Source organism: Saccharothrix xinjiangensis (assembly GCF_039527585.1).
Lineage (GTDB): Bacteria > Actinomycetota > Actinomycetes > Mycobacteriales > Pseudonocardiaceae > Actinosynnema > Actinosynnema xinjiangensis.
The window spans coordinates 80207-105801 of the sequence record NZ_BAAAKE010000013.1; the positions used below are offsets into that span (position 1 = coordinate 80207).

26 protein-coding genes and 1 pseudogene are annotated in these 25595 nt (G+C 72.4%); 7 read left to right on the forward strand and 20 right to left on the reverse strand.

Translation table 11 applies throughout. From position 1 onward, the window contains the following. Window positions 1-29: 29 nt before the first annotated feature. Window positions 30-1145 carry a cytochrome P450 family protein gene (locus ABD223_RS24570; RefSeq protein WP_344038819.1) on the reverse strand — a complete coding sequence of 372 codons (1116 nt, stop codon included), beginning with the start codon at window positions 1143-1145 and terminating at the stop codon, window positions 30-32. A 441-nt stretch (window positions 1146-1586) separates the two neighbouring features. On the opposite strand from ABD223_RS24570, the gene ABD223_RS24575 reads away from it, so the two are divergent. Further along, the gene (locus ABD223_RS24575; protein WP_344038820.1) at window positions 1587-2774 is read left to right on the forward strand and encodes a cytochrome P450; all 1188 of its coding nucleotides are present in this window, start codon (window positions 1587-1589) and stop codon (window positions 2772-2774) included. 28 nt (window positions 2775-2802) lie between these two features. Here the strand turns inward: ABD223_RS24575 and ABD223_RS24580 are convergent, their stop codons facing one another. The 9 genes from ABD223_RS24580 to ABD223_RS24620 form a co-directional block, all read right to left on the reverse strand. Then, window positions 2803-3729, reverse strand: coding sequence for an SAM-dependent methyltransferase (locus ABD223_RS24580; RefSeq protein ID WP_344038821.1), 927 nt, complete (start codon window positions 3727-3729; stop codon window positions 2803-2805). Between the two features lie 152 nt (window positions 3730-3881). Further along, entirely contained in the window at window positions 3882-4781 is a 900-nt protein-coding gene (locus ABD223_RS24585) for a diacylglycerol/lipid kinase family protein (RefSeq protein WP_344038822.1), read from the reverse strand. Window positions 4782-4991: 210 nt separating this feature from the next. Continuing rightward, window positions 4992-6191, reverse strand: coding sequence for an ABC transporter permease (locus ABD223_RS24590; protein WP_344038823.1), 1200 nt, complete (start codon window positions 6189-6191; stop codon window positions 4992-4994). Further along, window positions 6188-6874 (reverse strand): ABC transporter ATP-binding protein, encoded by a 687-nt coding sequence (locus ABD223_RS24595; protein WP_344038824.1) that lies wholly within the window; start codon window positions 6872-6874, stop codon window positions 6188-6190. The genes ABD223_RS24590 and ABD223_RS24595 overlap by 4 nt, the downstream gene beginning before the upstream one ends. Further along, window positions 6871-7905 (reverse strand): peptidoglycan-binding protein, encoded by a 1035-nt coding sequence (locus ABD223_RS24600; protein WP_344038825.1) that lies wholly within the window; start codon window positions 7903-7905, stop codon window positions 6871-6873. The genes ABD223_RS24595 and ABD223_RS24600 overlap by 4 nt, the downstream gene beginning before the upstream one ends. Further along, entirely contained in the window at window positions 7902-8393 is a 492-nt protein-coding gene (locus tag ABD223_RS24605) for a hypothetical protein (protein ID WP_344038826.1), read from the reverse strand. Before ABD223_RS24605 ends, ABD223_RS24600 begins: the two co-directional genes overlap by 4 nt. Before the next feature lie 267 nt (window positions 8394-8660). Then, a complete protein-coding gene (locus ABD223_RS24610) occupies window positions 8661-9755 on the reverse strand; it encodes a sensor histidine kinase (RefSeq protein WP_344038827.1) in 1095 nt (364 codons plus the stop codon). An 11-nt stretch (window positions 9756-9766) separates the two neighbouring features. Then, complete coding sequence (locus tag ABD223_RS24615) at window positions 9767-10420, reverse strand: response regulator transcription factor (protein ID WP_344038828.1); 654 nt, start codon at window positions 10418-10420, stop codon at window positions 9767-9769. A gap of 98 nt (window positions 10421-10518) precedes the next feature. Continuing rightward, a complete protein-coding gene (locus ABD223_RS24620) occupies window positions 10519-11466 on the reverse strand; it encodes a helix-turn-helix transcriptional regulator (RefSeq protein WP_344038829.1) in 948 nt (315 codons plus the stop codon). 60 nt (window positions 11467-11526) lie between these two features. On the opposite strand from ABD223_RS24620, the gene ABD223_RS24625 reads away from it, so the two are divergent. Then, entirely contained in the window at window positions 11527-12660 is a 1134-nt protein-coding gene (locus ABD223_RS24625; protein WP_344038830.1) for an epoxide hydrolase family protein, read from the forward strand. Window positions 12661-12734: 74 nt separating this feature from the next. On the opposite strand, the gene ABD223_RS24630 is transcribed toward ABD223_RS24625, so the two are convergent. After that, window positions 12735-13400: a TetR/AcrR family transcriptional regulator gene (locus tag ABD223_RS24630; protein ID WP_344038831.1), complete on the reverse strand. Its 666-nt coding sequence runs from the start codon at window positions 13398-13400 to the stop codon at window positions 12735-12737. 190 nt (window positions 13401-13590) lie between these two features. Here ABD223_RS24630 and ABD223_RS24635 point away from each other — a divergent pair, with 190 nt between their 5' ends. Then, window positions 13591-14205 (forward strand): SDR family NAD(P)-dependent oxidoreductase, encoded by a 615-nt coding sequence (locus ABD223_RS24635; RefSeq protein ID WP_344038832.1) that lies wholly within the window; start codon window positions 13591-13593, stop codon window positions 14203-14205. 204 nt (window positions 14206-14409) lie between these two features. Here the strand turns inward: ABD223_RS24635 and ABD223_RS24640 are convergent, their stop codons facing one another. Together ABD223_RS24640 and ABD223_RS24645 are read right to left on the reverse strand one after the other, a co-directional pair. Beyond that, the gene (locus ABD223_RS24640; protein WP_344038834.1) at window positions 14410-14853 is read right to left on the reverse strand and encodes a hypothetical protein; all 444 of its coding nucleotides are present in this window, start codon (window positions 14851-14853) and stop codon (window positions 14410-14412) included. 133 nt (window positions 14854-14986) lie between these two features. Then, the gene (locus ABD223_RS24645; protein WP_344038836.1) at window positions 14987-16219 is read right to left on the reverse strand and encodes a PucR family transcriptional regulator; all 1233 of its coding nucleotides are present in this window, start codon (window positions 16217-16219) and stop codon (window positions 14987-14989) included. Between the two features lie 213 nt (window positions 16220-16432). Between ABD223_RS24645 and ABD223_RS24650 the strand changes: the two genes are divergently transcribed. Further along, complete coding sequence (locus tag ABD223_RS24650; protein WP_344038837.1) at window positions 16433-16720, forward strand: hypothetical protein; 288 nt, start codon at window positions 16433-16435, stop codon at window positions 16718-16720. Between the two features lie 130 nt (window positions 16721-16850). Next, complete coding sequence (locus ABD223_RS24655) at window positions 16851-17855, forward strand: hypothetical protein (protein ID WP_344038838.1); 1005 nt, start codon at window positions 16851-16853, stop codon at window positions 17853-17855. A gap of 152 nt (window positions 17856-18007) precedes the next feature. Here ABD223_RS24655 and ABD223_RS24660 read toward each other — a convergent pair whose 3' ends face one another. The 5 genes from ABD223_RS24660 to ABD223_RS24680 form a co-directional block, all read right to left on the reverse strand. Then, on the reverse strand, window positions 18008-18730 hold the full coding sequence (locus ABD223_RS24660) for an ABC transporter permease (RefSeq protein WP_344038839.1): 723 nt from the start codon (window positions 18728-18730) through the stop codon (window positions 18008-18010). Then, complete coding sequence (locus ABD223_RS24665; RefSeq protein ID WP_344038840.1) at window positions 18727-19638, reverse strand: ABC transporter ATP-binding protein; 912 nt, start codon at window positions 19636-19638, stop codon at window positions 18727-18729. Before ABD223_RS24665 ends, ABD223_RS24660 begins: the two co-directional genes overlap by 4 nt. Next, window positions 19635-20495, reverse strand: a complete 861-nt coding sequence (locus ABD223_RS24670; protein WP_344038841.1) for a hypothetical protein — start codon at window positions 20493-20495, stop codon at window positions 19635-19637. Before ABD223_RS24670 ends, ABD223_RS24665 begins: the two co-directional genes overlap by 4 nt. Next, entirely contained in the window at window positions 20488-21417 is a 930-nt protein-coding gene (locus ABD223_RS24675; RefSeq protein ID WP_344038842.1) for an ABC transporter ATP-binding protein, read from the reverse strand. Before ABD223_RS24675 ends, ABD223_RS24670 begins: the two co-directional genes overlap by 8 nt. Window positions 21418-21624: 207 nt before the next feature. Beyond that, window positions 21625-22056, reverse strand: coding sequence for a DUF6892 domain-containing protein (locus ABD223_RS24680; RefSeq protein ID WP_344038843.1), 432 nt, complete (start codon window positions 22054-22056; stop codon window positions 21625-21627). A 227-nt stretch (window positions 22057-22283) separates the two neighbouring features. Here ABD223_RS24680 and ABD223_RS43640 point away from each other — a divergent pair. Beyond that, a pseudogene (locus ABD223_RS43640) lies at window positions 22284-22643 on the forward strand (SAM-dependent methyltransferase); the annotation flags it as partial. 248 nt (window positions 22644-22891) lie between these two features. Beyond that, the gene (locus ABD223_RS24690; RefSeq protein WP_344038845.1) at window positions 22892-23035 is read left to right on the forward strand and encodes a hypothetical protein; all 144 of its coding nucleotides are present in this window, start codon (window positions 22892-22894) and stop codon (window positions 23033-23035) included. Window positions 23036-23307: 272 nt separating this feature from the next. On the opposite strand, the gene ABD223_RS24695 is transcribed toward ABD223_RS24690, so the two are convergent. Together ABD223_RS24695 and ABD223_RS24700 are read right to left on the reverse strand one after the other, a co-directional pair. Beyond that, window positions 23308-24411: a Leu/Phe/Val dehydrogenase gene (locus ABD223_RS24695; RefSeq protein WP_344038846.1), complete on the reverse strand. Its 1104-nt coding sequence runs from the start codon at window positions 24409-24411 to the stop codon at window positions 23308-23310. A gap of 219 nt (window positions 24412-24630) precedes the next feature. Continuing rightward, window positions 24631-25419, reverse strand: coding sequence for an SDR family oxidoreductase (locus ABD223_RS24700; RefSeq protein ID WP_344038847.1), 789 nt, complete (start codon window positions 25417-25419; stop codon window positions 24631-24633). Between the last annotated feature and the right edge of the window lie 176 nt (window positions 25420-25595).

Sequence of the window (25595 nt, forward strand, 5' to 3'; positions counted from 1 at the left end):
GTCGGCTCCTCTCCGGTGGGGTCGCGGCGTCAGGTGCGGACAGGTGCGCTGACCAGGCCGTCGGTGACGCCGGTGCGGCGGGTGCGGCGGACGGGGCCGGCGAACCGCAGCCCGGGGCGCCGGTCCCGCAGCGACGCCACGGCCGTGCGGGCGTGGGCGCGCACCAGGTGTGCGCCGGCGGTGAGGTGCGCACCGCCGGTGAGCGCGAGGTGGCGGTCCACGTCGGGCCGGCCGACCAGGAACGAGTCCGGCTCGGTGAACACGGCGGGGTCGCGTCCGGCGGCTGCCAGGAGCACCGCGACGTGCGCGCCGGCCGGGAGGTCCCGGCCCGCCAGGGTCACGTCGCGCCCGGCCACCCTGGACTCGATCCGCCACGGTGGTCTGTGGCGCAGCGTCTCCTCGACCGCGTCGTCGCCCCAGGCCTGATCGGGGTGCTGGAGCAGCGACACCACGCACTGCGCCGTCAGGTTCGCCATCAGCGGCACCGTCACGGTCGCGAGCAGGAGACCGAGCCGCCGGTCGCCCTCCGCGAGCGTGCCGGCGAGTTCGGCGGACGCGCGTTGTGCTCTGCGCACCACGTCCAGCGGCTGTGCGGTCAGCACTCCGTCCGGAACGACCGCGAGGTCCCGGCAGCAGCGGGCGAAGGCGTCGTGCCGATCGTCCGGTATGCCCAGCACGGCGGCCGCGACCGCGGTGGCCGCGGGGGTCGCGAAGTCGGTGATCAGGTCGAACTCGGCGCCCACCGGGCCGAGCAGGGCGTCGCAGACCTGACGTGCGCGGGGCAGCAACGCGTGCACGGCGTCCGGTGCGAGCCGCGGTTCGCCCGGGTCGAACGACATCGCGGGGAGCACGTGCTGCACGGGATCGACGCCCTGCTCGAAGACGGGGTCCGCCAGCACCTCGGCAGCGACGGCGTGACTCGCGGTGACCCAGCTGCCGGTCAGGCTTCGCCAGAGCGGGCCGCGGTCGCGGATCTCCCGGTGCAGCTCGTCGGCGGAGTCGTCCAGGCCGCACAACAGCCGGGCGTGCGGATCACCGTTGGCGGCGTGCAGCCACTGCAAACCGCGGGACTGCTGCAGGTGTGCCCCGAGCACGTGGTCGGGGGCCTGCTCCGGTGCGGTGGTGAGCGGTGGCTGGGTCAACATCGGCGGCGCCGCCGTCACGAGCGGGCACCCGGGTTCGTGCTACTGCGACGGGAGGGCATCTCCCGATCACCCCCCTGGCAGCGGGAACGTCAGGCGGAAAACGCACGTGCGAAATAAAAGATCCGGCGCAACACGAGATGCGCGGCAAACGGAGGCCGCGCGCAGGGCGTGATTTTGCGGCGATGATTCGGTGCGGCGACGTCAGCGCACGGAACGCGCGGTCGGACCTGTTCCCGGCGTAATCCGCATCATCTCCTCCGGGTTGCGCGCTGTGTTGCCACCAGCGCTCTCTGTCATGCACGCTAACCGAAAGGCAGGACGGTGGCAAGCGGTGCTATGTCGTGCATCACAACGGGTTGCCCGGTATCTGCCCGCACGAGTAACGGTGCCTTCGCCGGCAGCCGGTGATCACAACGCGCGATTGCGCGGAATGGGGGATTGATGGACTCGGTGGCCCAGGAACCCGTGCCGTACCCGTTCGAGGCCGGGCCCGGGCCGGGCCTCGCGCCGGCCTACGCGGCGGCGATGGCTTCGCCCGGCCTGCTCAGGGTGCGGATGCCGCACGGCGAACCGGCTTGGCTCGCCACGCGGTACGACGACGTCCGGCTGGTCATGGGGGACGGCAGGTTCAGCCGTGCCGCCGCGGTGGAGCGGGACTACCCGCGGCTGACGGAGTACAAGCTCGCCGGCATGTTGTCGGCCGACCCGCCGGAGCACACCTGGCTGCGCGCACCCGCGGCGAAGGCGTTCACCCGGCACCGCGTCGAACGGCTGCGCGGGTGGGTGCGCGGCCTCGCGGGATCGTTGGTGGACGGGATGAAGGACGCCGGACCACCCGCGGACCTGATGGCGCACTTCGCGATGCCGCTGCCGGTAGCGGTGATCTGCGAGCTGCTCGGCGTGCCGGAGGCGGACAGGACCCGGTTCGGCGACTGGAGCGCGGGCCTGATGCCCACCGCGCCGCTGACCGTCGAGGAACGGGTGCGGATCGGCGCCGAGCTGCGCGAGTACTTCGCCGACCTGGTGCGCGAACGCCGTGCCGAACCGCGTGACGACCTGGTGTCGACCCTCGCACGGGAACGCGACGCGCAGGACAGGCCGAGCGAGGAGGACCTGCTCGACCTGTGCGGCGGGCTGCTGATCGCCGGGCACGAGACCACCACGGCGGAGATCGGCAACTTCGCGCACGTCCTGCTGAGCCGCCCCGAACTGGTGGCACGGCTGCGCGCGGAGCCGGACCTGATCGGCTCCGCGGTCGAGGAACTGCTGCGATTCGTCCCGCTCAGCGCGGGCGGCTCGTTCCCCAACTACGCCAAGGAGGACGTCGAGGTCGGCGGCGTGCTGGTGCGCGCGGGGGAGCCGGTGCTGGTCTCCGTCGGCGCGGCGAACAGGGACGCCGCGCGGTTCGCGAACCCGGACGAGGTCGTGCTGGACCGCGAGGACAACCGGCACCTGGGTTTCGGCCACGGCGCGCACTTCTGCCCCGGCGCGCAGCTCGCCAGGCTGGAACTCCAGGAGGCGCTGGCCGTGCTGCTGACCAGGATCCCCGGCTTGCACCTGGCGGGCGAGGCCACCTGGAACACCGGTTCGCTGGTGCACGGCCCGTTGCGACTGCCGGTCGGCTGGTGACGCCCGCGCACGGTCACCGGCCGCGGTCTCACCCCGCCGACGTGCCGAAGAGGAACCCGTCCGGCTCGTCGACCTCGGGGAACTCGATGCCCGCGTCGTTGCCGGTGTCGCTGAACTCCTCGTGGATCGGCACCCCCAGCGCGAGCGCCCGCTCGACGGTGGAGTCGATCCGCACCTCCCACCCCTCGCGCCGCAGCCGGTCGGGCGCGGACAACCGGGGTTCGGTGTTCCAGTTGGCACTCCCGATGTCCTCGCCCAGCGTGGCGGAGGTGTCGGTCAGCGCGGAGTTCCCGGCGAACCACCTGATCAACTCGGCGGGCATGTACTGCATCACCAGCCTGCTGCCGGGGGCGGAGAGCTCGCGGATGGAGGTGAACAACTGCTCCTCGCCCCGTGCCGACAGGTACAGCAGGATCCCTTCCGCCACCCACGCGACGGGCCGGGAGACGTCGAAACCCGCGCCCAACAACGCGCTCCCCCACTCCTCCCGCCGTGGATCGACCCGCACCCCGTGCCGGCGAGCCCGCGGCACCGCGCCGCTCTCCCGCAGCACGGCTTCCTTCACGTCCAGCAGCTCCGGCTGCTCGACTTCGTACAGGTCCACACCGGCACCCCAGCCCAGCCGGTACGCGCGAGTGCAGAACCCCGGCGAGAACACCACCACCTGCGAGATCCCGTCGGCGTTGGCGGCCAACAGGAAGTCGTCCACCACCCGCGCCCTGACCCCGCCGAACCGGGAGGCCACCATCGCTCCCGCGGCGCCGGACCGCTCGACCTCCCGCACACTGGTGGGCAGCACAGCGGGGACGCGGACGCGTTCGACGAAGAGCGCCGCCAGCGGGTCGTCGATCAACGGCTCGGCGCGGGTCGACTCGACGGCCCTGGCCGCGCAGTTGACCACTGCGCTCAGTCCGGCGACACCGGACGTGGTCCAGTCGGATCGTGCCTCGAACATGTTCTCCCCCAAGGCTTCGCGAGCGCCACCGACCGCGAAGCTACAAGGGCCGCCGAGGTCCGCGCAACGGACGTGCCGCGTCGTGCGCCGCTCGAAAAGTCATCGCTGCTGCTCAGGCGGCTTGTCTGTGCTCGGTGATGGGGTCGCCGGGTTCACGCCGGCACCTTGACGACGAGCGCTCCGGGGTCCACCTCGACCTTCAGCGACCTGGTCGTCCCGCAGACTTCTCCGTCCACCTCGAACGGTTTGGGGCGACTGCTGCGCAACTCCAAGCGCCGGAACCGGAACCGCTCCACCGCCGGCCCGTCCACCCGGCGGGAACCGATCAGGTGCCCCGCCGTGACGAGCCAACCCCTGGTGCGCACGTCGCGCAGCAACGCCAGGTCCAGGAGCCCGTCGGCGGGATCTGCCTCCGGCAGGAGGGAGACCCCGCCCTGCAAGGCGCCGATGTTGCCGACGACCGCCCCCAGGACGCGGCGGGTCAGCCAACGGCCACCGTCCAACCGGACGGCCACCCGGCCGGCGCCTGATCTCAGGCCCTTGAGGACCGCCGGCACGTATGCGGGCCATCCCAGGAGGCGTTTCATCCTGGGCGAGGTGTCGCGGACCATCTCCGCGTCCAGGCCGATCCCGCCCATGCCGACGAAAGGGCGTTCGTCCAGCAGGCCCATGTCGATGCGGCGGTCCGCCCCGTCGAACGCGGACGCGACGGCGTCCCGCACCCCACTGCCGATCCCCAGGTTCCGGGCCACGAGGTTCCCCGTGCCGATCGGCACTATTCCCACGGCCACCCCGGTGTGCGCCAAACCGGAGGCCACCGCGTTCACCGTGCCGTCCCCACCACACGCCAGGACCAGGCGCGGGTGGTCGCGCAGGGCGAGCGCCGCCACCCCCGTCCCGGCATCGTCACAGGTGGTTTCGAACCACCGCGGCTCGCACCAGCCGCGGTCCCGGGCGCTCCGCGACACCAGGTCCCGCAATCCGGAGTGGTCCACCACGGCGCCGGGGTGAACGACCACCGCCACATGAAGCCCGTCACGCCATGGATCCACCCGAACCACCTTCACGAGGTCGACACCGGACCGGATGCCCTCCGACAGGCGAACGTACACGTGGAAGTGACACGCAAAGCACTGCGAACCCGGCCCAGGCCGATCACGTTCCCCGCTTGCGCCGCGCGAACGGCCCCGACCTGCCCGGCGACCGCCTGATCGCGGTCGCCGGGCACGTCCTGGCCGGCAGGTTCACCCGAGTGGGTGGCATCAGGCCGCGTTCAGCGCCTCGGTGGGCGACAGCCGGGCGGCGCGGGCCGCGGGGAACCAACCGGCGACGGAGCCGATCAGGACCGACGAGCCGACGCCCGCCGCCACCGCCGCCGCCGGAACGGTGATCGGCCAGCCGCTGCGCAACGCCCACCCGGCGGCTGTCGCCAGGCCGAGCAGGACGCCGGTGAGCCCACCCAGGACGGACAGCAGCACGGCCTCGGTGAGGAACTGGGTCCTGATCTGCCTCCTGCCCGCGCCCAGGGCCCTGCGGAGGCCGATCTCGGCTCGGCGCTCGACCACGGACACCACCATCGTGTTGGCCACGCCGATGCCGCCGACGACGAGCGCGACGACGCCCAGGCCGAGGTAGGCGGCGGCGAAGGTGCTCTGCGCGGCCAACTTCGCCTGGAGGGCGTCGGACGGGCGGCTGACCTCGACCTCGTTCGGGTTCTGCGGGTTGACGGTGCCCGGCAGCAGTTCGGCGATCCGCTGCACGGCGTCGTCGTCGGAGCGCTCGTAGACGGTGGTGGGGTGGCCGTCGAAGCCGAGCAGCCGCTCGGCGACCTCCCAGCCGATCAGGGCGGACCGGTCCAGCTCGGGCGCCAGGTCGACGGGGGCCAGGACGCCGAGGACGGTGAACCACCGACCACCCAGCCACACCTGCGCGCCGGGCGAGTCCACCGCCAGGTGCTCGGCCGCGGCGGCGCCCAGGACCACGCTCGGGTACCGGCCGGTGGCGGTGTTGAGCCACGTGCCGGTGCGCACCTGCGCGCCCACCACGTCCGGCAGGTCCGGTCGCGCCGCCAGCACCTCGATCGCGCCGGTGGACCGCGGGTCGGTCAGGTCGGTGCGGTGCACGGTGGCGCCGGGCACCGCGCCCGTGCCGCCCGCCTGGCGCACACCGGACACCCTGGCGACCATCGCGACGACCTCGCGGGGCAGCTTGGTCTCCTCGCCCAGCGCCGTCTTGCCCGCGGTCACGCGGAGCAGGTCCGTGCCCAGCGCGTCGAGCTTCGCGGCCAGTTCCGCCTGCCCGGCCGCGCCGATGCCGAGCAGGGCCACCAGTGCCGCCACGCCGATCGCGATGCCCAGCGCGGACAGCGCGGCCCTGCCCGGCCGGCCGGCCACGCCCACCAGCCCCACCCGGATCAGCTGGGAGAACCGGACGCGGGCCGGGTGGGGGAGCGGGGCGCTCACCGCGACGCCGACGCGCTGTCGTGGCGGACCCGGCCGTCGAGCAGTTCGACCCGGCGCGGCAGCGACGCCGCGATACCGAGGTCGTGGGTGATCACGACGATCGTGGTGCCCTCGTCGTTGAGCTGCCGCAGCAGGTCGAGCACGCCCGCGCCGGTGGCCGAGTCCAGCGCGCCGGTCGGCTCGTCGGCCAGCACGACCGCCGGGCCGGAGACCAGCGCGCGGGCGATGGCGACCCGCTGCTTCTCCCCGCCGGAGAGCTGCGCGGGCCGGTGCGCGGCGCGGTGGCCGAGACCGACCCGTTCCAGCGCCTCGGTCGACCGCCGCACCTGCTCGGCGTGGCCCACGCCGTGGTAGAGCAGGCCGGTGGCGACGTTCTGGGCCGCGGTGAGGTGCGCGGTCAGCAGGAACTGCTGGAACACGAACCCGATCCGCTTCGCCCGCACGGCCGCCAGCTGCCGGTCGCCCCACCGCGCCACGTCGTGGCCGAGCAGTCGCACCACGCCCTCGGTCGGCCGGTCGAGGGTGCCCATGAGCTGGAGCATCGTGGACTTGCCGGAGCCCGACGGGCCGACCACCGCCAGCAGCTCACCCGCGCGCACGCGCAGCGACACGCCCCGCAGCGCGTGCACGCGCCCTGGGTAGGTCCGGCCGACCCGGTCCAGTTCGATCACCGGCGGGGTCACGACGTGGCCACCCTGACCTCCGCGCCCTCGGCCACGCCGGTGACCTCGACCCGCCCGTTGCCGAACAGGCCCAGCTCCACGGGAGTGAGGTCCACGCCGCCGGGGCGCACGACCTCGACGCCGTAGCCGCCGCCGGGCAGCGCCAGCAGCGCGTTGACCGGGACGGTGATGACGCCCTCGCGCCGCTCGGTGGTGAAGTGCACGGTGGCCGGAGCGCCGTCCAGACCGCCCGCCGCCGCCGGGTCGACCAGCGTGACCAGCACGTCGATCACCGCCGTGCCGTCGTCGCGGTTCCTCGCGACCGTCCCCACCGAGGCGACCGCGCCCTTCGTCCGGGCGCCGCCGGGCAGCCGGACCTCCACCTCCGCGCCCTCGCGGGCGATGGCCTGCTTGGCGACCGGCATCTCCACCGTCACCAGCCGCCCGGTGCCGCTGGCCCGCAGCACCGGGCCACCCGCGCCCGCGCCGAGCACCGAGGTCACCTCGGTGACCCGGATCTCGCCGGGCAGCACCACCACGTCGCCCACGTCGAGCGCGCCGGTGCGCTCCAGGCCCTTCGCCCGCTGCCACTCGCGCAGCGCCGCCGCCGTGGTCCAGGTGAACGCGTCGTCGGGCGTGCCGGAGAACAGGCCCAGGTCCTTGAGGTTCTGCTCGACCAGCGCCACGTCCGAGCCCTTGCCCACACCGGCCCCGACCCGCCGCCACAGCGGCGTGTCGCCGCGCCACAGCGGGACGGGCCGGTCGTCCACCGCGAACACCCGCTCGTCGTGCCGCACGACCGAGCCCGGTGCGGGCAGCCAGGTGAGCACCCCGCCGGCCCGCGCGGTCACCTGGTACGAGCCCGCGTAGCCGAGCGTGCCGCCGACCTGCTCCTGCTGCACCAGGTCCCCCCGGTCCGCGGTGGCCGTCCCGCCGGGCGGGTCCGGCACGACCTCCGCGACCCGGTCCTGCCCGGCGACCGCGACGGCGGCCACCCCACCCGCGCCGGCGACCAGCACCGCCGCCGCGACCACCCCCGGGAGCCGCTTCACCGGCCGCCTTCCGCGGGTGCGGCGGGAACGGAACCGGCCTTGCCGCACGCCGTCAGGGCGTCCTGGAGCGTCTTGTCGTCCACGCCGCCCTCGTCGATCGCCATGCCCTGCCCGGCCTGGGGGTCGGGCACGTCCACGCCGTGATCGCGCATGCACCGCGCGAACTCCAGCCGTTCCTCCACGACCTTCGGGTCGTCCGGGTCGAAGCGGGCGGGTGACTGGAACTCCTCGCACGCCTCCTGGGCCTTGGTGAACGCGGTCGGGTCGTCGTCCTTGCCCAGGGCCATCACGCCGCCCCGGACGGACCCGTCCTCCCCGAACGTCGGGTCGGGCATGTCGACACCGTTGTCGCGCATGCACTGCGCGTACTTCAACGCCTTGGTCTTCTCGTCGGGCGCGGCGTTCCCGCTGTCGCTCCCGGTCGTGTCGCCGCAGCCGACCACCAGCGCGGCGAACAGCAGCGCCAGTGCTCCCAGGCGTGTTCCCACGTCGTTCCTCCTCGGTTCGCGGATCCGTCGGGAACAGGTCTACCGAGGGGGGTGTTTCCAGGCGGTTTCCGCCGCGGGCGCCCGGAACTGCGGCGGGGGTGCTGTTCGCGGTGCCAGTACGAACGCGCGCGGTGCGACGCACCTCACTTCGTCGCGCGTGTCCGCAGGGGACGAGGGCGGCATCACGCGGCCGGCGGGGCGGATGGGCCCGACGCCGGCGGACGAGTGGTACCTGGAGCGGATCAACGGCCTGCACGTGACCCCCGGTCACGAGCCGGTCGGTAGTACCACCTCGACCCGCAGGCCACCGCCGGGGCGGGGCGTGGCGGTGACCACGCCGTCGTGCGCCCGCGCGATCGAGTCCACGATGGACAGGCCGAGGCCGGCGCCGGCGCCGGTGGTGTGAAACGGTTCGAACAGCCGGGGGAGTTGGTCCTCGGGGAGGTGGCGACCGGTGTTGGCCACGCCGAGTCGACCGTGCCCGTCGGTGCGCACCCAAGCGGTGCCGCCGGGCGCGTTGTGGCGGATGGCGTTGACCACCAGGTTGGCGGTGAGCTGGACGAGCAGGACGCGGTCGCCCGGTACGGCGGCGTCCGCTGCCTCGACGTCGAGTTCGACCCGGTGTTCCGCGGCGAGGTCGCGGTGCTGGTCGACGACCTCGGTGACGACCTCGCGCAGGTTCACCGGTTCCCGGTGCTCCAGGCCGCGGTCGCTGCGGGCGAGGAGCAGCAGGCCGTCGATGATGCGCTCGATGCGGCGGTTGGTGGCCAGCAGGTGCTCCCGGGTCCTGACCACGTCGGGGGCCGGGTTGTCGTCGAGGCCGATCTGGAGCGCCGCGCGTTGCAGCGCGAGCGGGGTGCGCAGCTCGTGGGAGGCGTGGGCGACGAAGCGGCGCTGGCTCCGGAAAGCGGATTCGAGGCGGTCGAGCATTCCGTCGATGGTGTCGGCGAGCTCGATCAGCTCGTCGCGCGGTCCGTCGAGGGAGAGCCGTTCGTGCAGGGTGCCGGCCGAGAGCCGCCGGGCGGTGGCGGTGATGGTGTGCAGCGGGCGGAGCACGCGGGCGGACAGCCACCAGCCGCCCAGCAGCGACAGCGCGGCGACGCCGAGCAGGCACAGGCCCGAGACGACGATCAGCGTGTCGAGGGCGGTCGTGCGGGCCACCTCGACGACCTGGTCGCTGTCGCGCGAATAGACCTGGACGTCCCCCGCCGGCAAGGCGGGGGTGCCCCGGACCGCTTGTGCCAACTGCGGTTCGAGCCGCCGGTCCATGGCCAGGTACACGGCGGTGAGCAGCAGGGCGCCGCTGGCCAGGATGAGGCCGCCGTAGAGCAGGGTGAGCTTGACCCGGATGGTGACTCGCACGTCGTCGTCCCTCAGAGGCGGTAGCCGGCACCCGGCACGGTCTCGATCACCGGTGGGTCGCCCAGCTTGGCGCGCAGCTTGGACATCGCGACGCGCACCGCGTTGGTGAACGGGTCGGCGTGCTCGTCCCAGGCGAGTTCGAGCAGCCGCTCCGGGCTGAGCACGGCTCCCCGCGCGCGCAGCAGCACGGCCAGCACGGTGAACTCCTTGGGCGAGAGGTCCACGGGGCGGCCGTCGCGGGTGACGGTCCGGTCGGCGACGTCGAGCCGCACGCCCCTGCGTTCCAGGACCGGCGGCAGCGCCGGTTGGCTGCGTCGGCACAGCGCGTGGACCCGCGCCACCAGTTCCGGGTACTCGAAGGGCTTGACCAGGTAGTCGTCCGCGCCCAGTCGCAGACCGTCCACCCGGTCCTCCAGCGAACCGGCGGCGGTGAGCATCAGGACCTTCGTGCGGCCGCCCCGCGCGACCAGGGCGGCGCACACCTCGTCGCCGTGCCTGCCCGGCAGGTCGCGGTCGAGCACGAGGACGTCGTAGTCGTGGCAGGTCAGCCGTTCGTCGGCGGCCAACCCGTCGTGCACCACGTCCACCACCAACCCGTGCTTGCGCAGACCCATCGCCACCAGGTGTGCCAACTCCACCTCGTCCTCGGCCAGCAGCACGCGCATCGGTCCAGGATAGGGAGCGGGGTGTTTCCACCGCGTTTCCGCCGCCGGAGCCGTCGCCACGAGCCGACGCCGCCCGCTCTCCGGGGTGGTCGCGGTGGTCAGGCGCGGGCGTAGCGCTCGGCGAGGGCGTGCAGCAGTGGTCTGAGCTCGCTGGGCGACTCGACGGTGAAGTCCATGCCCAGCATGCCGACGTAGGCGGCGATCGTGTCCAGCGAGTCGGCGCCGGTGACGAGGACCGAGGTGGTGTCGGTGACCGTCTCGACCACACCGACGGCCGGGTGGATCCGGTCGAGGACGGCCTGGGCCGGCGCGTCGATCCGCAGGCGCGCGTGCACCTGCCAGCCGCTGAACGCGACACGGCGCATGGTGAAGCTCGTGTAGTCCTCGTCGGGGAGGGAGGTGGGGGCGAACCGGCGGTGGGTGCGCATGCGCGGCGTGATCCAGTCCGCCCGGTAGACGTCCCACTCGCCACTGGACGGGTCGCGGGCCACGAGGTACCAGCGTCGCTTCCAGGCGAGCAGGCGGTAGGGCTCGACGAGCAGCGAGGCGTCGCGGTAGTCGAAGCGGAACCACTCGACGTCGTGGATCGCGGTCGCGATGGTGCGCAGCACGGCGGGGTCGACCCCGGGGTCCGGGGCGTCGGTGTCGGTGTTCTCCGGCGCGTGGTCGACGACCGAGGCCAGCGCCTCCACCGCCGGCCGCAGGCGTGGCGGCAGGACCTGTTCGAGCTTGGCCAGCGCGCGGGCGCTGGAGGTCTCGAGCCCGGCGATGCCGCGGCCGGCGCGCAACCCGATCGCCACGGCCACCGCCTCCTCGTCGTCCAGGAGCAGCGGGGGGAGCTTGCCGCCCGCCCCGAGCCGGTAGCCGCCCGCCGCGCCGCGGGTGGCCTCGACGGGGTAGTCGAGCGTGCGGAGGCGTTCCACGTCGTTGCGGATGGTGCGGGTCGTGACGCCCAGCCGGTCGGCGAGTTCGGCGCCGCTCCACGACGGGCGCGATTGGAACAGCGCCAGGAGCGCGAGGAGCCGCGCCGATGTGTCCGCGGTCACTGCGACCACCTCCGTCATATAGGAACGAAACTTTCCTATATGAACTCTAACGTCTGTGTCATGACGAACACGGAGATCCGCCCCTTCCGCATCGAGGTCACGCGGGCCGAGCTGGACGACCTGACCGGCCGCCTCGACCGCACCCGCCTGCCGCGGCCGGCGCCGGGCGACACCTGGGAGCACGGCACCCCCAACCACTACCTGCGTGAGGCCGTGGCGGCGTGGCGCGCGTTCGACTGGCGCGCCGCCGAGGAGCGCGTCAACGCCCACGCGCACTTCATCACCGAGGTCGAGGACCAGCCGATCCACTTCATCCACGTCGAGTCGCCGCACGAGGGCGCGACGCCGCTGCTGCTCGCGCACACCTACCCCGGCTCGTCGGTCGACTACCTCGACATGATCGGCAGGCTCACCGACCCCGTCGCCCACGGCGGGCGCGCCGAGGACGCGTTCCACGTCGTCGTGCCGGACGCACCCGGCTTCGGCTTCTCCAACCCGGTCGCCGAATCGGGCTGGACCACCGCCCGCGTGGCTCGCGCCTACGACACCCTCATGCGCAGGCTCGGCTACCGGCGCTACGGCGTCCACGGCTCCGACCACGGCGCGATGGTCGCCCGCGAACTCGGCGTCCTCGCCCCGGAGGGTTTCCTGGGGTTGCACGTGCTGCAACTGTTCTCCTTCCCGTCGGGCGACCCCGCGGAGTTCGAACGACTCGGACCGCGGGACCACGCCGGTCTGGAGCACATGCGGTGGTTCCAGAAGGTCGGCGGCTACAACACCATGAACGCCAGCAGGCCGCAGACGGTCGCGGCCGGGCTCAGCGACTCGCCGATCGGGATGCTCGCCTACAGCGAGCTGTTCAACTCCTTCGGCGACGGCACGTCCCTGGTGCCGCTGGAGACCATCCTCACCGAGGTGTCCGTCAACTGGTTCGCGAACGCCGCCGCGGGCATGGCCCGGTCCTACTTCGACAACGCGGCCGCCCCCGCCGACGACCCCGCCCCGGTGAACGCCGCCCCGACCGGCGTGGCCGTGTTCGCCGACGACTTCCAGACCATCGAGGTGTTCGCGGAACGGGACAACTCCAACATCGTGCACTGGAGCCGTTTCGAGGAGGGCGGTCACTTCGCCGCACTGGAGGTCCCGGAGATCGTGGTGGACGACATCCGGGCCTTCTTCACCGCCCTGCGATGACCTCCCGGCAACGGCCTCCCGACCCCCGGTCCGGGACAGGCGGATCGGAGGTCGGGACCACTGCCTCGGCCGGCTCAGGCGAATTGCGGACTGTCACCCCGGTGACCGGTGTCCGCGACCATGCGGACGAGGGTGTCGACGAGCTCGTCGGCGGTGGTGCGCCACTTGTCCGGGCCGAGGTGGCCGCTGAGCTCCATGCCCGCGATGCCGTGGGCGCTGCTGAGCAGCAGGGCGCCGTAGTGCGGTGCGTTCGGCTCCCCCACGAGGGTGGCGACGATGGCCAGGAACTCGTCCTGGAAGCGTCCGGCCGCGCGAACGGCCGCGGCCGGGTCGCCCTCCGGTCCGCACAGCTGGAGCCGAACGCGCTCAAGTCCTTCACCGCGTTCGCCGGGACGGTCTCCGCGCTGCCTGAACAACACCTGGTAGAGGTGTGGCTGGTCCCGGCCGACACCGATGAGGGCGCGGAGGGCGCCGCGCAGCTTCTCGGAGGCCGGCAGGGCCGGGTCGGTCCGCAGGGCGTGCACCCGGTCGCCGATCCGTTCCCAGCCCTCGGCCGCGACGGCGGTCAGCAGGCTGTCCTTGCCCGCGAAGTGCCGGTACGGCGCTCCCCGCGTCACGCCTGCCCGCGCGCCCACCTCGCGCAGGGCGACCGCTTCGGGGCCGCCGAGGTCGAGGAGCTCGGCGGCCGCGTCGAGCAGGGCGCGGCGGGTGGCGGCGGCGGACTCCGCACGGGTGGCCATGACGCCCATCATGCAGTTGACGCTGTCATCTGAACCGGTGGCGTCGTCAAGGTGACAACGTCATCCGAAAATCGGAAGCTGGTCGTCGTGACCGGGGCCTCCACGGGCATGGGCGCGTCAGCCGCCCGCGAACTGGCCCGCCGGCGACCCGCGCGCGCTGCACGCGCTCGTCAACAACGCCGGCATCCAGGTGAACGCCCCGGTCGAAGCCCTGCCGATGGCGCAGTGGCGGTGGGTGTTCGAAGTCAACCTGTTCGGCCACGTCGCCGTCACCCGGGCGCTCCTGCCCGCGCTGCTGCGCGGCAGGGGTCGCGTGATCAACATCAGCTCGGTCGGCGGCAAGGTCGCCATGGCCACGTACGGCGCGTACGCCGGCGCGAAGTTCGCCCTGGAGGCGGTCAGCGACTCGCTCCGCCGAGAGGTCGCGCCGCTGGGCGTGCGGGTGGTCGTGGTCGAGCCCGGCGGCGTCCGCACGGAGATGGCCACCCGCGGGATCGCGACGGCGAACGACCCGGCCGCCCGGATGACGCCGGAGCAGCACGAGCGCTACGGCGGCCTGGTCCAGGCGACCGACGCGCCGACGGCCTCGGGCACCGCATCGGGCCTGACCGCCGACGCCGCCGCCCGGGTCGTCGCGAAGGCCGTGACGACCCGCAGACCGCGCACCCGCTACACCGCCGGCCGGGATGCCGCCCCGATCACCCGCCTGACCCGGGTGCTGCCCGACCGCGCGCTCGACCGCGTCATCGCCGCCAACCTGCGCTGCCACCACCCGAAGGTGGCCACCCGCGCCTACAGCGGCTGACGAGCGGCGCGGTGTTCGTCCTGCCCGCCCTGTCCGGCGGTAGGCCGATCGGAGCGGCGCAGCCGGAGTTCCACTGATCGAGGAGGAGCGGCCGTCGGGAGGCGGAGCCCACTCCGCGAAGCGAGCTCCGCCCCCCGATCTTGCTGCGTTCACCGTCGAGGTGGCGCCGTCCGCGCTTCCGGTGGACGACGATCCGACCCCGTTCTAGTGGAACCGCACGGGCTGCTCGCCATCTCGGTTGCAGAAGATGTCGTACGAATTCACGAGTCCCTGTGCCAGGCAGGTCTTGAAGTTGTACCCGTGACGCCCGAGGTTCTGGATGTGACCGTTGTGGACGGTGATGCCCTTGACGTCCCTCCCCGCCACGACATTCATGTCGAGCCACACCCGATCACCGACTCCCAGTGGAACGGAGATCGTGAAGTCGGCATTGGCGCCCTTGTTCCCGCTGCACTGCGCCCTGACCGGCTTGTTGGCGCCATAAGCCTGGCTCAGCAGGCAGAAGTCGGCCACGTAGTACCCGTCGTGGATGATCCTCATCGTGTACCTGTCCTCGGCGGAGGCCGAGGGGGAGAACGCCATGGTGGCCACAACGGCAGCGGCAAGGCCGGCGAGCACCGGGCGCAACCGTTTGGTCAGGAAATTCATGTGCCACTCCTTCTGTCTTCGATGTGCCGGGAGAACCCAGCCGCACATGGGCCAGTTCGTCGAAAACTGACAAAAGAACCGTAGCGATCGACCCTCGCGCAAGAACAGGTGCGGTGCTACGAGGCGGCCGGATTTAAATTGGAGGTTCGTACAAGGTTCGGTACTGGAGGGCCCACCAGATCTCGAACATGGTGTCCGTGTCCTGGAGGTCCGCCCCGGTCAGCGTCGCGAACCGCTCCAACCTGTACCGCAGTGTGTTGACGTGGACGGACAGGGCGGTGGCGGCCTCGGGGATCGACCGCCGCCGGGTCAAATATGTTTCGACGCTCGTGAGCAAAGCCTCGCCGATGGCGCTGTTGGCCTCGACCGGTTCGACGTACCGGGCGTGGAGGTGCTTTCCCAGCTCCGGCTCTTTCGCGACCGCCAGCCGCAGCGCCAGGCAATCCCGGTCCACGATCCCGCGGTGGCCGAACCTGGTGGCGACCTCGAGCAGTTGCGTGGCCTCCGCGAATCCGGCGCGCAGCTGCGGCAGTCCGGTCGGGCCGGCCAGCCCGACCGTGACGTCGTCGGTCAGTTCGCCGGTGATGGGCCGGGAAAGCACAGCCACCACGTCACCGCCGTAGGTGCCGACCAGGGCCGTGTCCTGCGCACCGGCCGCGCGTTCCAGCCGCCGCCTGAGCGCGAGCGGATCGGCGCCGTCGGACCGTGCCCGCAGGACCCAGTAGCGCTTGTCCGCGGCGAGTCCGAACCCGACCCCCGCCGCGACCGTCTGATCCGTGGTCATCGTGCCCTCCACCAAGCGGGCGAGCAGGATCGTCTGCTGCTGCTCCGCACGACGGGTGAGGTCGAGCTCGGCCTCCCGGTAACCGTCGAGGAACTCGTTGCTGTAGTGGTCGCCAAGCCGCCAAATCCGCTGCGTGCCGAGCAGCACGGCGTCGGCAGGGGTTGCCCGGGCCTGGGCGACCCGGAGGAACTCGTCGCGCAGCAACGCGATGCAACTCCGATAGGCGGTCAGGACATCCGCGCCGGGTATGCCCTGCAAAGCCCGGCGCCGCCCGGTTTCCCGCTCGTCCGCCGCCACGCCGGCAGGCAGGTGGTCCTCACCGCGCAGGGCGCAGACCACGCGGACGACGTTGCGGTACGCGGACGGCTGGACCTCCGACGGGGGAACCACCCGATACGAGCCGATCGCACCGGTCACCCGCAACTGCGCGGCCACCAGCTCGTCGGCCCGCTGCAACAGCTGTGTCGCCACCAGGGCGAGCTGGGCCGCGAGCGGCTCGGGCACTGTCCGGCCTTTCTCGTTGGTGCACACCACGTTCAGCGCGCCTGACACCCGCACGATGCCTCCTGAAAGGCGGCGCACGCCTCCTTCGGCAAGACGCACTCCCTGAAGTGGGCGGTTTGCACTGACACGCACAGTGTGGCCACCGTCCCGGCGGCCTCGCGATCCCTCGTGCTGCACAACTCCGGTACAGCCAGCACTACCTCCGGTCCGCCGCCGATCGACCGGAGCCCACCGGAGGAACACACGGTGCCAAGGGCTCTGGCGTGATGTGACGACGCTGTGCTCGTCGAAATGCCGACCAACTCGCTGGTGTTCACCCAGCTCCGGCAAATGCCCGCGACGGCGGGGTACGGGTTCGGCGAGTCGATGCTCGTGACCGGACTGCTCCTCGCCGCCGGGACCACGACGGTGAGCGGGCGCGCAGTCCCGGGCCCCGCCGCGTCCACCACCGTCCTGCCGGCCGGCGCGGCGGCGGCGCTGCTCGCCCTGGTCGTCGCCGCCTCCACCCCGGGTCGTCCACGCGTCGCACGTGGTCGGGGGACGACCCGGGAAGCTGCCGGACGGGCCCCGGAGGTGTGAGCCCAGGCGGCCCCGAGTCGGACGAAGATCAGGTAGAGCGGTCGTGACCGGATCGGCCCGGCGCGGAACCGCTGGTCGCCTTCACCCGTCGCATCCGGGTGAGGCGGACGCGGAGGCGTGGGGGGTGTGCGTGACGCGCAAGCGGCTGTTGGTCGGCTGGTCGGTGGGGCTGTTCGCCGTGGCGGTGGTCGCCGGCTGGTCGCTGGTGTCCTCGCACAACGAGGACGTCCCTGTCACGGCGGTGCGCGAGTACGTCGAGGCGATCGCCCGGGGAGACGCCACCAGGGCCAACGGGCTGGTGGACCCCGGGACCGGTGATCGGACCGCGTTGCTCACCGACGAGGTGCTGAGCTCGGCTCGCCAACGGCTCGTGGTCGGGGACGTGCGCACGACCTCCCCGCAGCCGTGGGGGGAGGTCGTGGAGGTGGAAGTGGACTGGAGGCTGTCCGAACCCGGGTTCTCCTCGACGCGGCTGAGGGTGCAGCGGACCGGGGCGGAGTTCGGCGTGCTGGACACCTGGCGGGTCCTCGACCCCCTGTTGGCCTCCGTGGTCGTGGAGACCAACGAGCCGCGCACCTCCACCGCTCGCATCGGCCCGGCCACCGTCCCGGTCGGCGCGCCGGGGCACCTGCGTGCCGTCCCCGCCTACCCGGCGGTCTACGAGGTGCGCGGGATCGGGTCGCGCTACCTCGCCGCCGAACCCACCGAGGTTTCCGCACGGCCCGACCAGCCCTCGCGCGGGCAGGAGTTCAGCCGGGGTCGGTTGGAGTACACGACGACCGAGGCGCTGCGGGCCGAGCTCGACACCAGGATCTCCGAGCACCTGGCCACCTGCCTGAGCGCCGCCGACGTCGGGGCGGACTGCCCGCACTTCGTCCGCAACGCCGCGTCCGCCGGCACCCGCCCGGTGGTGCTCCGGCCGCCCGCGCTGGACGACGAGCAGGACCACGTGGGGCTGATCGGCGACAGCCTGCTCGACCGGCCTTCGCCCGTCCCGGCCGTGGAGTTCCAGGCCGTGGGTGGTCCGGCGACCTACGCCTACTACGAGGAGCAGCGCCAGGTCACCGCGAGGGTGACGGGCATTGCCTTCATCGGCGCGAACGACGCCCTCACCGTCACCTTCGGCCACCGCTGACCCGATCACGCCGTGCCGGACCGGTTCCGTCCGCGGTGGAACCCCGACCGCCCCGGGGGGACGTCGAGCCGCCGGTGGTGACGTTCAGGCCGGCTCTTGAGGGACCGGGCCGAGCGCGGCACGAGGTCCGGTTCGGCGGCGGGCGAGGACCCCTAGTTCGCCTCGCCCGTCAACGCGAACGACCGCAGCCGTCGGGTGGCGCCGACCGTGCCCGCCACGACGAACACCGACGCCATGGTCAACGCGGTCGTCACCGACATCGTCGAGGAGATCAGCGGGGTGTCGCCGATCGCGTCCGCGATGGCCGTCGCGTGCTGGCGGATGCTGAACACCCGGGCGCCGTCGACGAACGACACCAGCAGGTTCTCCCACAGCACGATGTAGACGAGGCCGACCGCGACCGGGCGCTTGGTCATCACGCTCAGGGAGAGGAACAGGGCGCTGTAGGCCAACGCGCCGAGGGCCGTGCCGACGACCAGGCCGACCGCCAGCGTGCCGGAGCCCGCGATCACGGCCGCGACGGCCAGCGGCACGGCGGTGGCCGCGGTGGTCACCAGCCAGGCCACCAGGAGCTTGGACAGGATGATCTCCGAGCGCGGCAGCGGCTTGGTGATCAGGTGGGTGATGGTGCCGTCGTCGATCTCCAGGCCGAGCGCGCTGCTGCCGACGATCAACGCGGTGAGCGGCAGGATGACCGCGAGCCCGAGGTTGGAGAAGACCAGCGGGCCCCACTCGGACGGGGTCACGTGCTCGTCCTCGCCGGCGACGCCCAGCAGGGTCAGCCCGATCAGGATGATCGGCATGGGGAGCAGCAGCAGCACGCGCCTGCGGCCCAGGAGCGCCCTCGCCGTGAGGCGGATGATCGTCGGGTTCATGTGGTCACCAGGTAGGAGAAGACCTTCTCGAGGGACTCGTCCGAAGGCAGGATCGCGGTCAGCCGGATGTCCCGTGCCCTGGCGAGCTTGGCCAGGGCGCGGGTGAAGGCGCCGTAGTCGCTGGTGTGCACCTGCAGGCCCGCCTCGGCGATGCTCACCCCGGAGACCGACGGTTCGCCCATCAGCGCTGTCGCGAGGAGGCGGTCGTCGGAGGAGGCGATGGTGAACACGTGCGGGCGGGTGGTCATCAACCGCCGGATGTGCCGGTAGTCGCCGGAGGCGGCGAGCCTGCCCGCCACGATCACCTGCACGGTGCCGGAGAGCTGCTCGACCTCCTCCAGGATGTGGGAGCTGAACACGATGGTCCGCCCCTGCCCGGCCATGCCGTCGAGCAGTTCCATCATGTGCATCCGCTGCCGGGGGTCCATGCCGTTGAACGGCTCGTCCAGCAGCAGCACGTCCGGATCGTGCACCAGCGCCGCGGCGACCCGGCACCGCTGCCGCATCCCCTTGGAGTAGGTGGAGATCCGGCGGTCCTGCGCGTCGCGCAGGTCCACGAGGTCCAGCGCGGCGCGGGCGGCTGCCGCCGGGTCGGGGAGCTTGTGCAGCTTGGCGCCGGCCAGGACGAATTCCCACGCGGTGAGGAATCCCGGGACGCTCTCGCGCTCGGTCACCAGGCCGAGCTCGCGGTACACGGCGGGGTTGGCCCACGCGGGCTCACCGCCGATCATGACCTCGCCCTGCGACGGGGCCAGCAGGCCCGCCATCAGGTGCAGCACCGTGGTCTTGCCCGCGCCGTTGGGTCCGAGCAGGCCGGTCAGCCCCGGACCGATCGACAACGTCACGTCGTTGACCGCGACCACGTTGCCGTACCAGCGGGAGACACCTGCGAGTTCGACGGTGTTCACGACTTCACCCCCTTGTACCGCCACACCGCGGCCATCGTGCCGAGCGCGGTCAGCGCGACTGTGACCAGGCCGTACACCGGCCCGGACGAGCCGATCGAGACGAGGCTGACATCCGCTCCGAACAGCCACTGGTCCACGCCGTTGAGCAGGCTGTTCGGGTCGAGCAGCCCGGCGAGCCGGCCGATCGTCCCGGGGTCCAGCTCGCGCAGGAAGGCCGAGATCGGGGCGGTGATCAGGAAGACGCCGATGATCATGCCGGTGGCGAACACCCGGCGTCCCGACAGCGACGCGATCGGCAGTCCCAGCGCCGCCAGCAGCGAGGCGTGGACGACCGCGGCGAGGAGGCCGACGAGCAGCCCGCCGAACTCCTCGACCACCCCCGCGACGCCGTCGTCGGTGCTGAAGGCCATGCCGATGAACATGATCAGCATGGGGGCCGCGAACAGCAGGAACGTCGCGGTGGCCAGCGCGGCGACCTTGGTCAGCGCGTAGCTCGCCCGGCCCAGCGGGCGGGACAGGTACAGCTGGAGCAGGTTCGTGCGCAGGTCCACGGACACCAGCTCGGGCGCGACCACGGCGACGAACACCGCCGCGGCGAAGGTGAAGGTGGAGGCGATGCCGACGTAGTCGAGGACCGGCTGGGGCATCTGGCTGTTGATGATCACGATGATCAGCGAGGCGAGGCCGGCCAGGCCGATCAGCCCGATCGGCAACACCTTCGCCCACGGGCTGCGGCCGAGGCCGTAAGCGCTGCGGACACCGTGGACGTACAGCGCGCGGGCCGAGTAGCCGGGGCCGAGCCTCGGGCCGGTGTAGCGCTGGTAGCCGATGTCGTGGATGACGCCGGACTCAGGCATGGGACACCTCCTCGGCGGGGCGGTCGCGGAACAGGTCGGCGACCTGGTAGCGCTGGCGTTCGAGCCGGTGCAGGCAGAGGTCGAGGTCGGCGACGGCATCCCGGATGAGGTCGTACACCGCGCCGTCGTCCTGGCCGAGGCGGACGGTCAGCACGCGGTTCTCGCGGCGCACGTCCACACCTCCGGCGGTGAGCGCGGTGGCCAGCCGCTCGGCGCCCTCGTCGACCTCGACGACGAGCAGGTCGTTGTGCCCGGTCATCGACGACAGCGTCGCCGAGCGCAGGAGGGTGCCCGCGTCGATGGCGACCAGCGACGTGCAGATCCGCTCGATCTCGCCGAGCAGGTGGGAGCAGACCACCACCGAGATGCCGAACTCGGTGCCGATGCGGTGCACCAGGTCGAGCATCGCCCGCCTGCCCGCCGGGTCGAGCCCGTTGGTGGGTTCGTCGAGGAGCAGCAGTTCGGGGTCGTGGACCAGCGCTTGGGCGAGCTTGACCCGCTGCTTCATGCCGGTGGAGTACCCCCCGATCCGGCGGTAGCGCTCCTCGTAGAGCCCCACGTGCCGCAACGTCTCCGACGCCCGCTCCCGCGCCGCCGCGGCGGGCAGGCCGCTGACCCGCGCCATGTGCGTGACGAACTCCGCGGCGATCATGTCGGGCGGCAGGCAGTCGTGCTCGGGCATGTAGCCGACCTTCGCCCGGACCTGCTCCCCGTCCGCGATCGGGTCGAGGCCGAGCACGCGAATCCGCCCGCTGGTCGGCGTGAGCAGCCCCAGCGCGAGCTTGATCAGCGTGGTCTTCCCCGCGCCGTTGACCCCGACCAAGCCGACTACGCCCGCCTCGACGTCCAACGTCAGGTCCGACAGGGCGGTCACCTTGCCGTCGTAGCGCATTCCCAGCGCCGTGGTCTCGATGAGTGGCACACGAGAACCCTAGGCCGCCCGTCCACCCGCCACATCCGGCCGCACCCCTGAGTCCGGCGGCCTGACCCCTAAGGGTGAACGGGGCAATACGGTCAGCGCACCGTTGAAGCGGCTACCCGATGTCCGAAGCACCAGCGACTCCGCGTCAGCCGTGCTCGGGACGGGTTTCGCCATCGCCACCTTCGCGAGGTGCCGGCTGGAAGCTGCTCACCCCACGGCGATCCCGCGGGCCTTGAGGATGTCCTCGGCGCCGGGGGCGGCCATCATGGCCTCGTCGCCGCCGTGGATCACGCGGAGGTTGGGCAGCAGGGCGAGGTCGTCCAGTGAGGTGACGTCGAAGAGGTCGTCCTCCCCGTCCCAGAACGGCGAGCACTGGTGGTAGATCTCCAAGCCGCCGTCGGTGGTCAGTTCCTCCACCGCGGCCAGTTGGTCGGGGGTGATCGCCAAGTCGGTGAAGTGCCGGCGGGCTTCCTCGAGGACGGTGTACAGCAGGTCCTGTTCGTACAGGTACTTCCACAGGTCGCCGGTGGCGCCCTTGGCGTGGAGGACGTCGGCGATCCGGAAAGGTGGCTGGATCACCTTGTCCTGGTACATGAGCTTGTCGATCACCAGCAGCTTGAAGTTGAAGTCGCGGAACATGCCCCACTCTCTACCAGACCGCCCCGACAACCCGGGCAGTCGACACCGCCTCCTGTCCACCCGTGCTTCGGCCCCACCGGCACACCCGACGACGAACTCGTCTCCGTCGCGGGGACCCGGTGGCGTCGTCGGCGCCAAGCCCGTGCCCAGGCCGGCCACTGCCGACGGCGAGCAGCCGCCATCAGCCGCGGATCACGCACAACGGCTGGAGCACTAGTGTCAGCTCGGTGGACCGATCGGAGATCTTCGACATCGCGCACCTGCGCCATCCCATCGCGGCCCCGGTCGCGCCCGACCGGTTGCGCGAGTTGGTCGGGTGGTTGAGCCCCGCCGTCGGCGCCCGCGCGGTCGACCTGGGCTGCGGTGAGGGCGAGTGGCTGCAACAGGTGCTGCTGGACCATCCCGCGACGACAGGCGTCGGGGTCGACCACGTGCTGCCGGCCTCGGCCGCCCGGCGCACCGGCGAGCGCGGCCTGACGGACCGGGTGCGCTGGATCGAGACCGACGCCGCCACCTGGAACGACGGGCTCTTCGACGTGGTGCTCTGCGTCGGCGCCCGGCACGCCTTCGGCGGGTTGGAGGACATGCTGGTCGCCGTCCGGCGGCACCTGCGCCCCGGCGGTCAGGCGCTGATCGGCGAGATGACCTGGGAAGGGACCCCGTCCGCGGCGGCGACGGCCGCGCTCGGACTCCCGGCCGACTCCGTCCCCGACCTCGCCGGCCTGGTGCAGGCCTTCCACCGGCACGGCCTCGAGCCGTCCTTCGGGCATGTCAGCACACTGACCGGTGGGACGACTACGAGTTCAGCTGGACCGGCTCGCTCGTCGACTGGGCCGTGCGGTCGGCCCCGACCGCCGAGGACCGCGACCAGGCGCTCACCGCCGCCCGCGAGCACCGTGACACCTGGCTCGGCGGCTTGCGGCGTGAGCTCGGGTTCGCCACCTTCGTCCTGCACGATGTCGCGCCCGGGCCGGTCTGAGGGGCCATCAGCCACTGATCACGCACTACGGCCGGAGCACCAAGGCCCGCGCGGTCTCGCCGGACCGCACCCGACGCAGCTCGCGGGGCGGCCGGAACCGCTCCGGCGGCGGGGCCGGCACCGGGTACCCGCTGGTCCGGGTCCGACCCGGCCCACCGGTCCACCCGCCGCGAGCGGCGTTCCCCGCTGTCGGCGCCGACGACCACCGGGCCTCGGTTCCCGCGGTCGGAATCCCGGTCCGGGGACGATCCCGCCACCGGGGGACACGGGGTTCAGGGCTTCGCGCCCGATCGCCTCCTGCCCGCCGCGGCGGTGATGCGTTGTTCGGCGATGCCGTCGGCGGCTTCGCCGGGCAGGACGCCCGTGGAGGCCGCTCGGGTCAGCACCGCGAGCGTGGTGTCGAAGATCTCCTCCACCTTCAGCGAGGTCTCAAGAGCCGAGTGCCCGCGCAGTTGACCGACGGCCTGGATCACCCCACCCGCGTTGACGACGTAGTCGGGCAGGTAGAGGACACCGCGATCGGCCAGCAGCCGCTCCACGCGCGGGTGGGCGAGCTGGTTGTTGGCGGCTCCGCACACGACCTCGGCGGTGATCACAGGCGCGACGTCGTCGTTCAGCGTCGCGCCCAGCGCGCAGGGGGCGTAGACGTCCAACCCGGGGGTCCGGACCAGGGTGTCGGTGTCGTCGACGACGGCGACCTCGCGAAGTCCTCGGGTGACCCGGGCCACCGCCTCCTCCAGCACGTCGGTCACCACCACCGTCGCGCCTTCGCGGACGAGGAGTTCCACCAACGGGCGCCCGACCTTGCCCAGTCCCGCGACGCCGACCGCCCGACCGCGCAGCGACGAGGTGCCCCAGCGGTGGTGAGCGCCGGCCTTCATGCCGTTGAGCACGCCGCGAGCGGTGTGGATCGCCGTCTCCCCGACACCGTCGCCCTCGCGCGACGAGCCGGCTGTCCACCGGCACACCCGGGCCACGACGCCCATGTCCGACGTGGTGGTGCCGAGGTCGGAGCCCGTCACGTACGCGCCGCCGAGGGAGGCGACGAACCGGCCGAAGGCCAGCAGCAGTTCCTCGGACTTGACCCGGAGCGGGTCACCGATGATGACGGCCTTGCCGCCACCGAAGTCGAGGCCGGCGACCGCGTTCTTGTAGGACATGCCGCGCGACAGGGCCAACACGTCCGCGATGGCCTCCTCGTCGCTCCCGTACGCGCGGAAGCGGGTTCCTCCCAGTGCCGGGCCGAGCGCGGTCGAGTGGAGGGCGATGACGGCCTTCAACCCCGATGCCCGGTCCTGGCACAGGATGACTTGCTCGTGCTCGAAGCCGGCCGAACCGAGGACGGCGGTCGGCGCGCTGACGCTGAACGAACTCATGCTGCTCCTCCTGGTGTACGGGGACGTCGTCACCACCGCGGACCGGACGCGGTTGCCGGGCGCGAGCCCGTCCGCTGGGAGCGAGCGCTCCGGTGCGGGGACGACGCGGCCGGGACGCACCGTCCGGTACGCCGGCGACGAGCTGGTCGTCGTGGATGCGGGCGTGCTGCCACGAGGACGTCGGGACGAGGAGATCCGCCCGGCCTCGCGGGGGAGCGCTCACAGGTCGGGGAGGCCCAGGTCGATGTTGGGCGCGTGCAGCCCGCCGTCGACCTCGATCACCTTCCCGGTCAGGTACGCGCTCGCGTCCGTGGCGAGGTAGAGGACCGCGGCCGCGACGTCCTGCGGATCGCCGATGCGCCGCAGCGGCGTCGACGCCTCGACCCGCTCGCGCATCGCCTCCTCACCGACCAACTTCCGCAACGCCGACGTGAACACGGTCCCCGGCGCCACGGCGTTGACCCGGATCCTGGGTGCCAGGTCCGCGGCGGAGAGCCGGGTGTAGTGCGTCAACGCCGCCTTGGCCGTTCCGTAGGCGAGGAACCCGCGACCGGCGACGCGGCCGATCGCGGACGAGATGTTGACGATCGCGCCGCCGTCGCCGCGCAGCATCACTTCAGCCCCGGCCCGCGTCAGCGCGTCGGCGGTGGACACGTTGAAGCGGAAGGCCCTTTCGAGGACATCCGTCGAACTGCGCCCCAGTGGACCGGGCCGGCCACCGCCGACGTTGTTGACCACCACGTCGAGCCGGTCGAACTCGGCCACGGCGATACCGGCCAACGCCGCTCCCGCAGCCGGGTCGGACAGGTCGCTTTCCACGACATGCGCCCGACGACCCCTGCGCCGCACCTCCTCCGCCACCGAGAGCAGCTGTGACCGCGTGCGCGCGGCGAGCACGACATCCGCTCCCGCTTCGGCGAGCGCGACGGCGATCGCCGCGCCGATGCCGCGGCCGGCGCCCGTCACCACCGCGACCTTGCCGTCCAGGCGAAACCGGTCGAGGATCATGAGTCGACTCCTTGGTGTCGTTGTGGCAGATGACCGGGGGCGCGACGGAGGAGGCCCGTGCCCGCGGAACCTCCCTCCGCACGGCGAGGGCAGGCCGAGCCTCCTCGGCAACGGGTGGTTCGCGACCCCGTGCGCCCGCTCCCCGACCGCAGTCGTGCTGCGCCGGTGGGCGGTCC

Excerpts from the sequence above, each read along its gene's own strand:
- ABD223_RS24570 (WP_344038819.1), bottom strand. The coding sequence starts at position 1,145 with ATGTTGACCCAGCCACCGCTCACCACCGCACCGGAGCAGGCCCCCGAC.
- ABD223_RS24575 (WP_344038820.1), top strand. The coding sequence starts at position 1,587 with ATGGACTCGGTGGCCCAGGAACCCGTGCCGTACCCGTTCGAGGCCGGG.
- ABD223_RS24580 (WP_344038821.1), bottom strand. The coding sequence starts at position 3,729 with ATGTTCGAGGCACGATCCGACTGGACCACGTCCGGTGTCGCCGGACTG.
- ABD223_RS24615 (WP_344038828.1), bottom strand. The coding sequence starts at position 10,420 with ATGCGCGTGCTGCTGGCCGAGGACGAGGTGGAGTTGGCACACCTGGTG.
- ABD223_RS24625 (WP_344038830.1), top strand. The coding sequence starts at position 11,527 with ATGACGAACACGGAGATCCGCCCCTTCCGCATCGAGGTCACGCGGGCC.
- ABD223_RS24630 (WP_344038831.1), bottom strand. The coding sequence starts at position 13,400 with ATGGCCACCCGTGCGGAGTCCGCCGCCGCCACCCGCCGCGCCCTGCTC.
- ABD223_RS24640 (WP_344038834.1), bottom strand. The coding sequence starts at position 14,853 with ATGAATTTCCTGACCAAACGGTTGCGCCCGGTGCTCGCCGGCCTTGCC.
- ABD223_RS24650 (WP_344038837.1), top strand. The coding sequence starts at position 16,433 with ATGCCGACCAACTCGCTGGTGTTCACCCAGCTCCGGCAAATGCCCGCG.
- ABD223_RS24660 (WP_344038839.1), bottom strand. The coding sequence starts at position 18,730 with ATGAACCCGACGATCATCCGCCTCACGGCGAGGGCGCTCCTGGGCCGC.
- ABD223_RS24670 (WP_344038841.1), bottom strand. The coding sequence starts at position 20,495 with ATGCCTGAGTCCGGCGTCATCCACGACATCGGCTACCAGCGCTACACC.
- ABD223_RS24680 (WP_344038843.1), bottom strand. The coding sequence starts at position 22,056 with ATGTTCCGCGACTTCAACTTCAAGCTGCTGGTGATCGACAAGCTCATG.
- ABD223_RS24695 (WP_344038846.1), bottom strand. The coding sequence starts at position 24,411 with ATGAGTTCGTTCAGCGTCAGCGCGCCGACCGCCGTCCTCGGTTCGGCC.
- ABD223_RS24700 (WP_344038847.1), bottom strand. The coding sequence starts at position 25,419 with ATGATCCTCGACCGGTTTCGCCTGGACGGCAAGGTCGCGGTGGTGACG.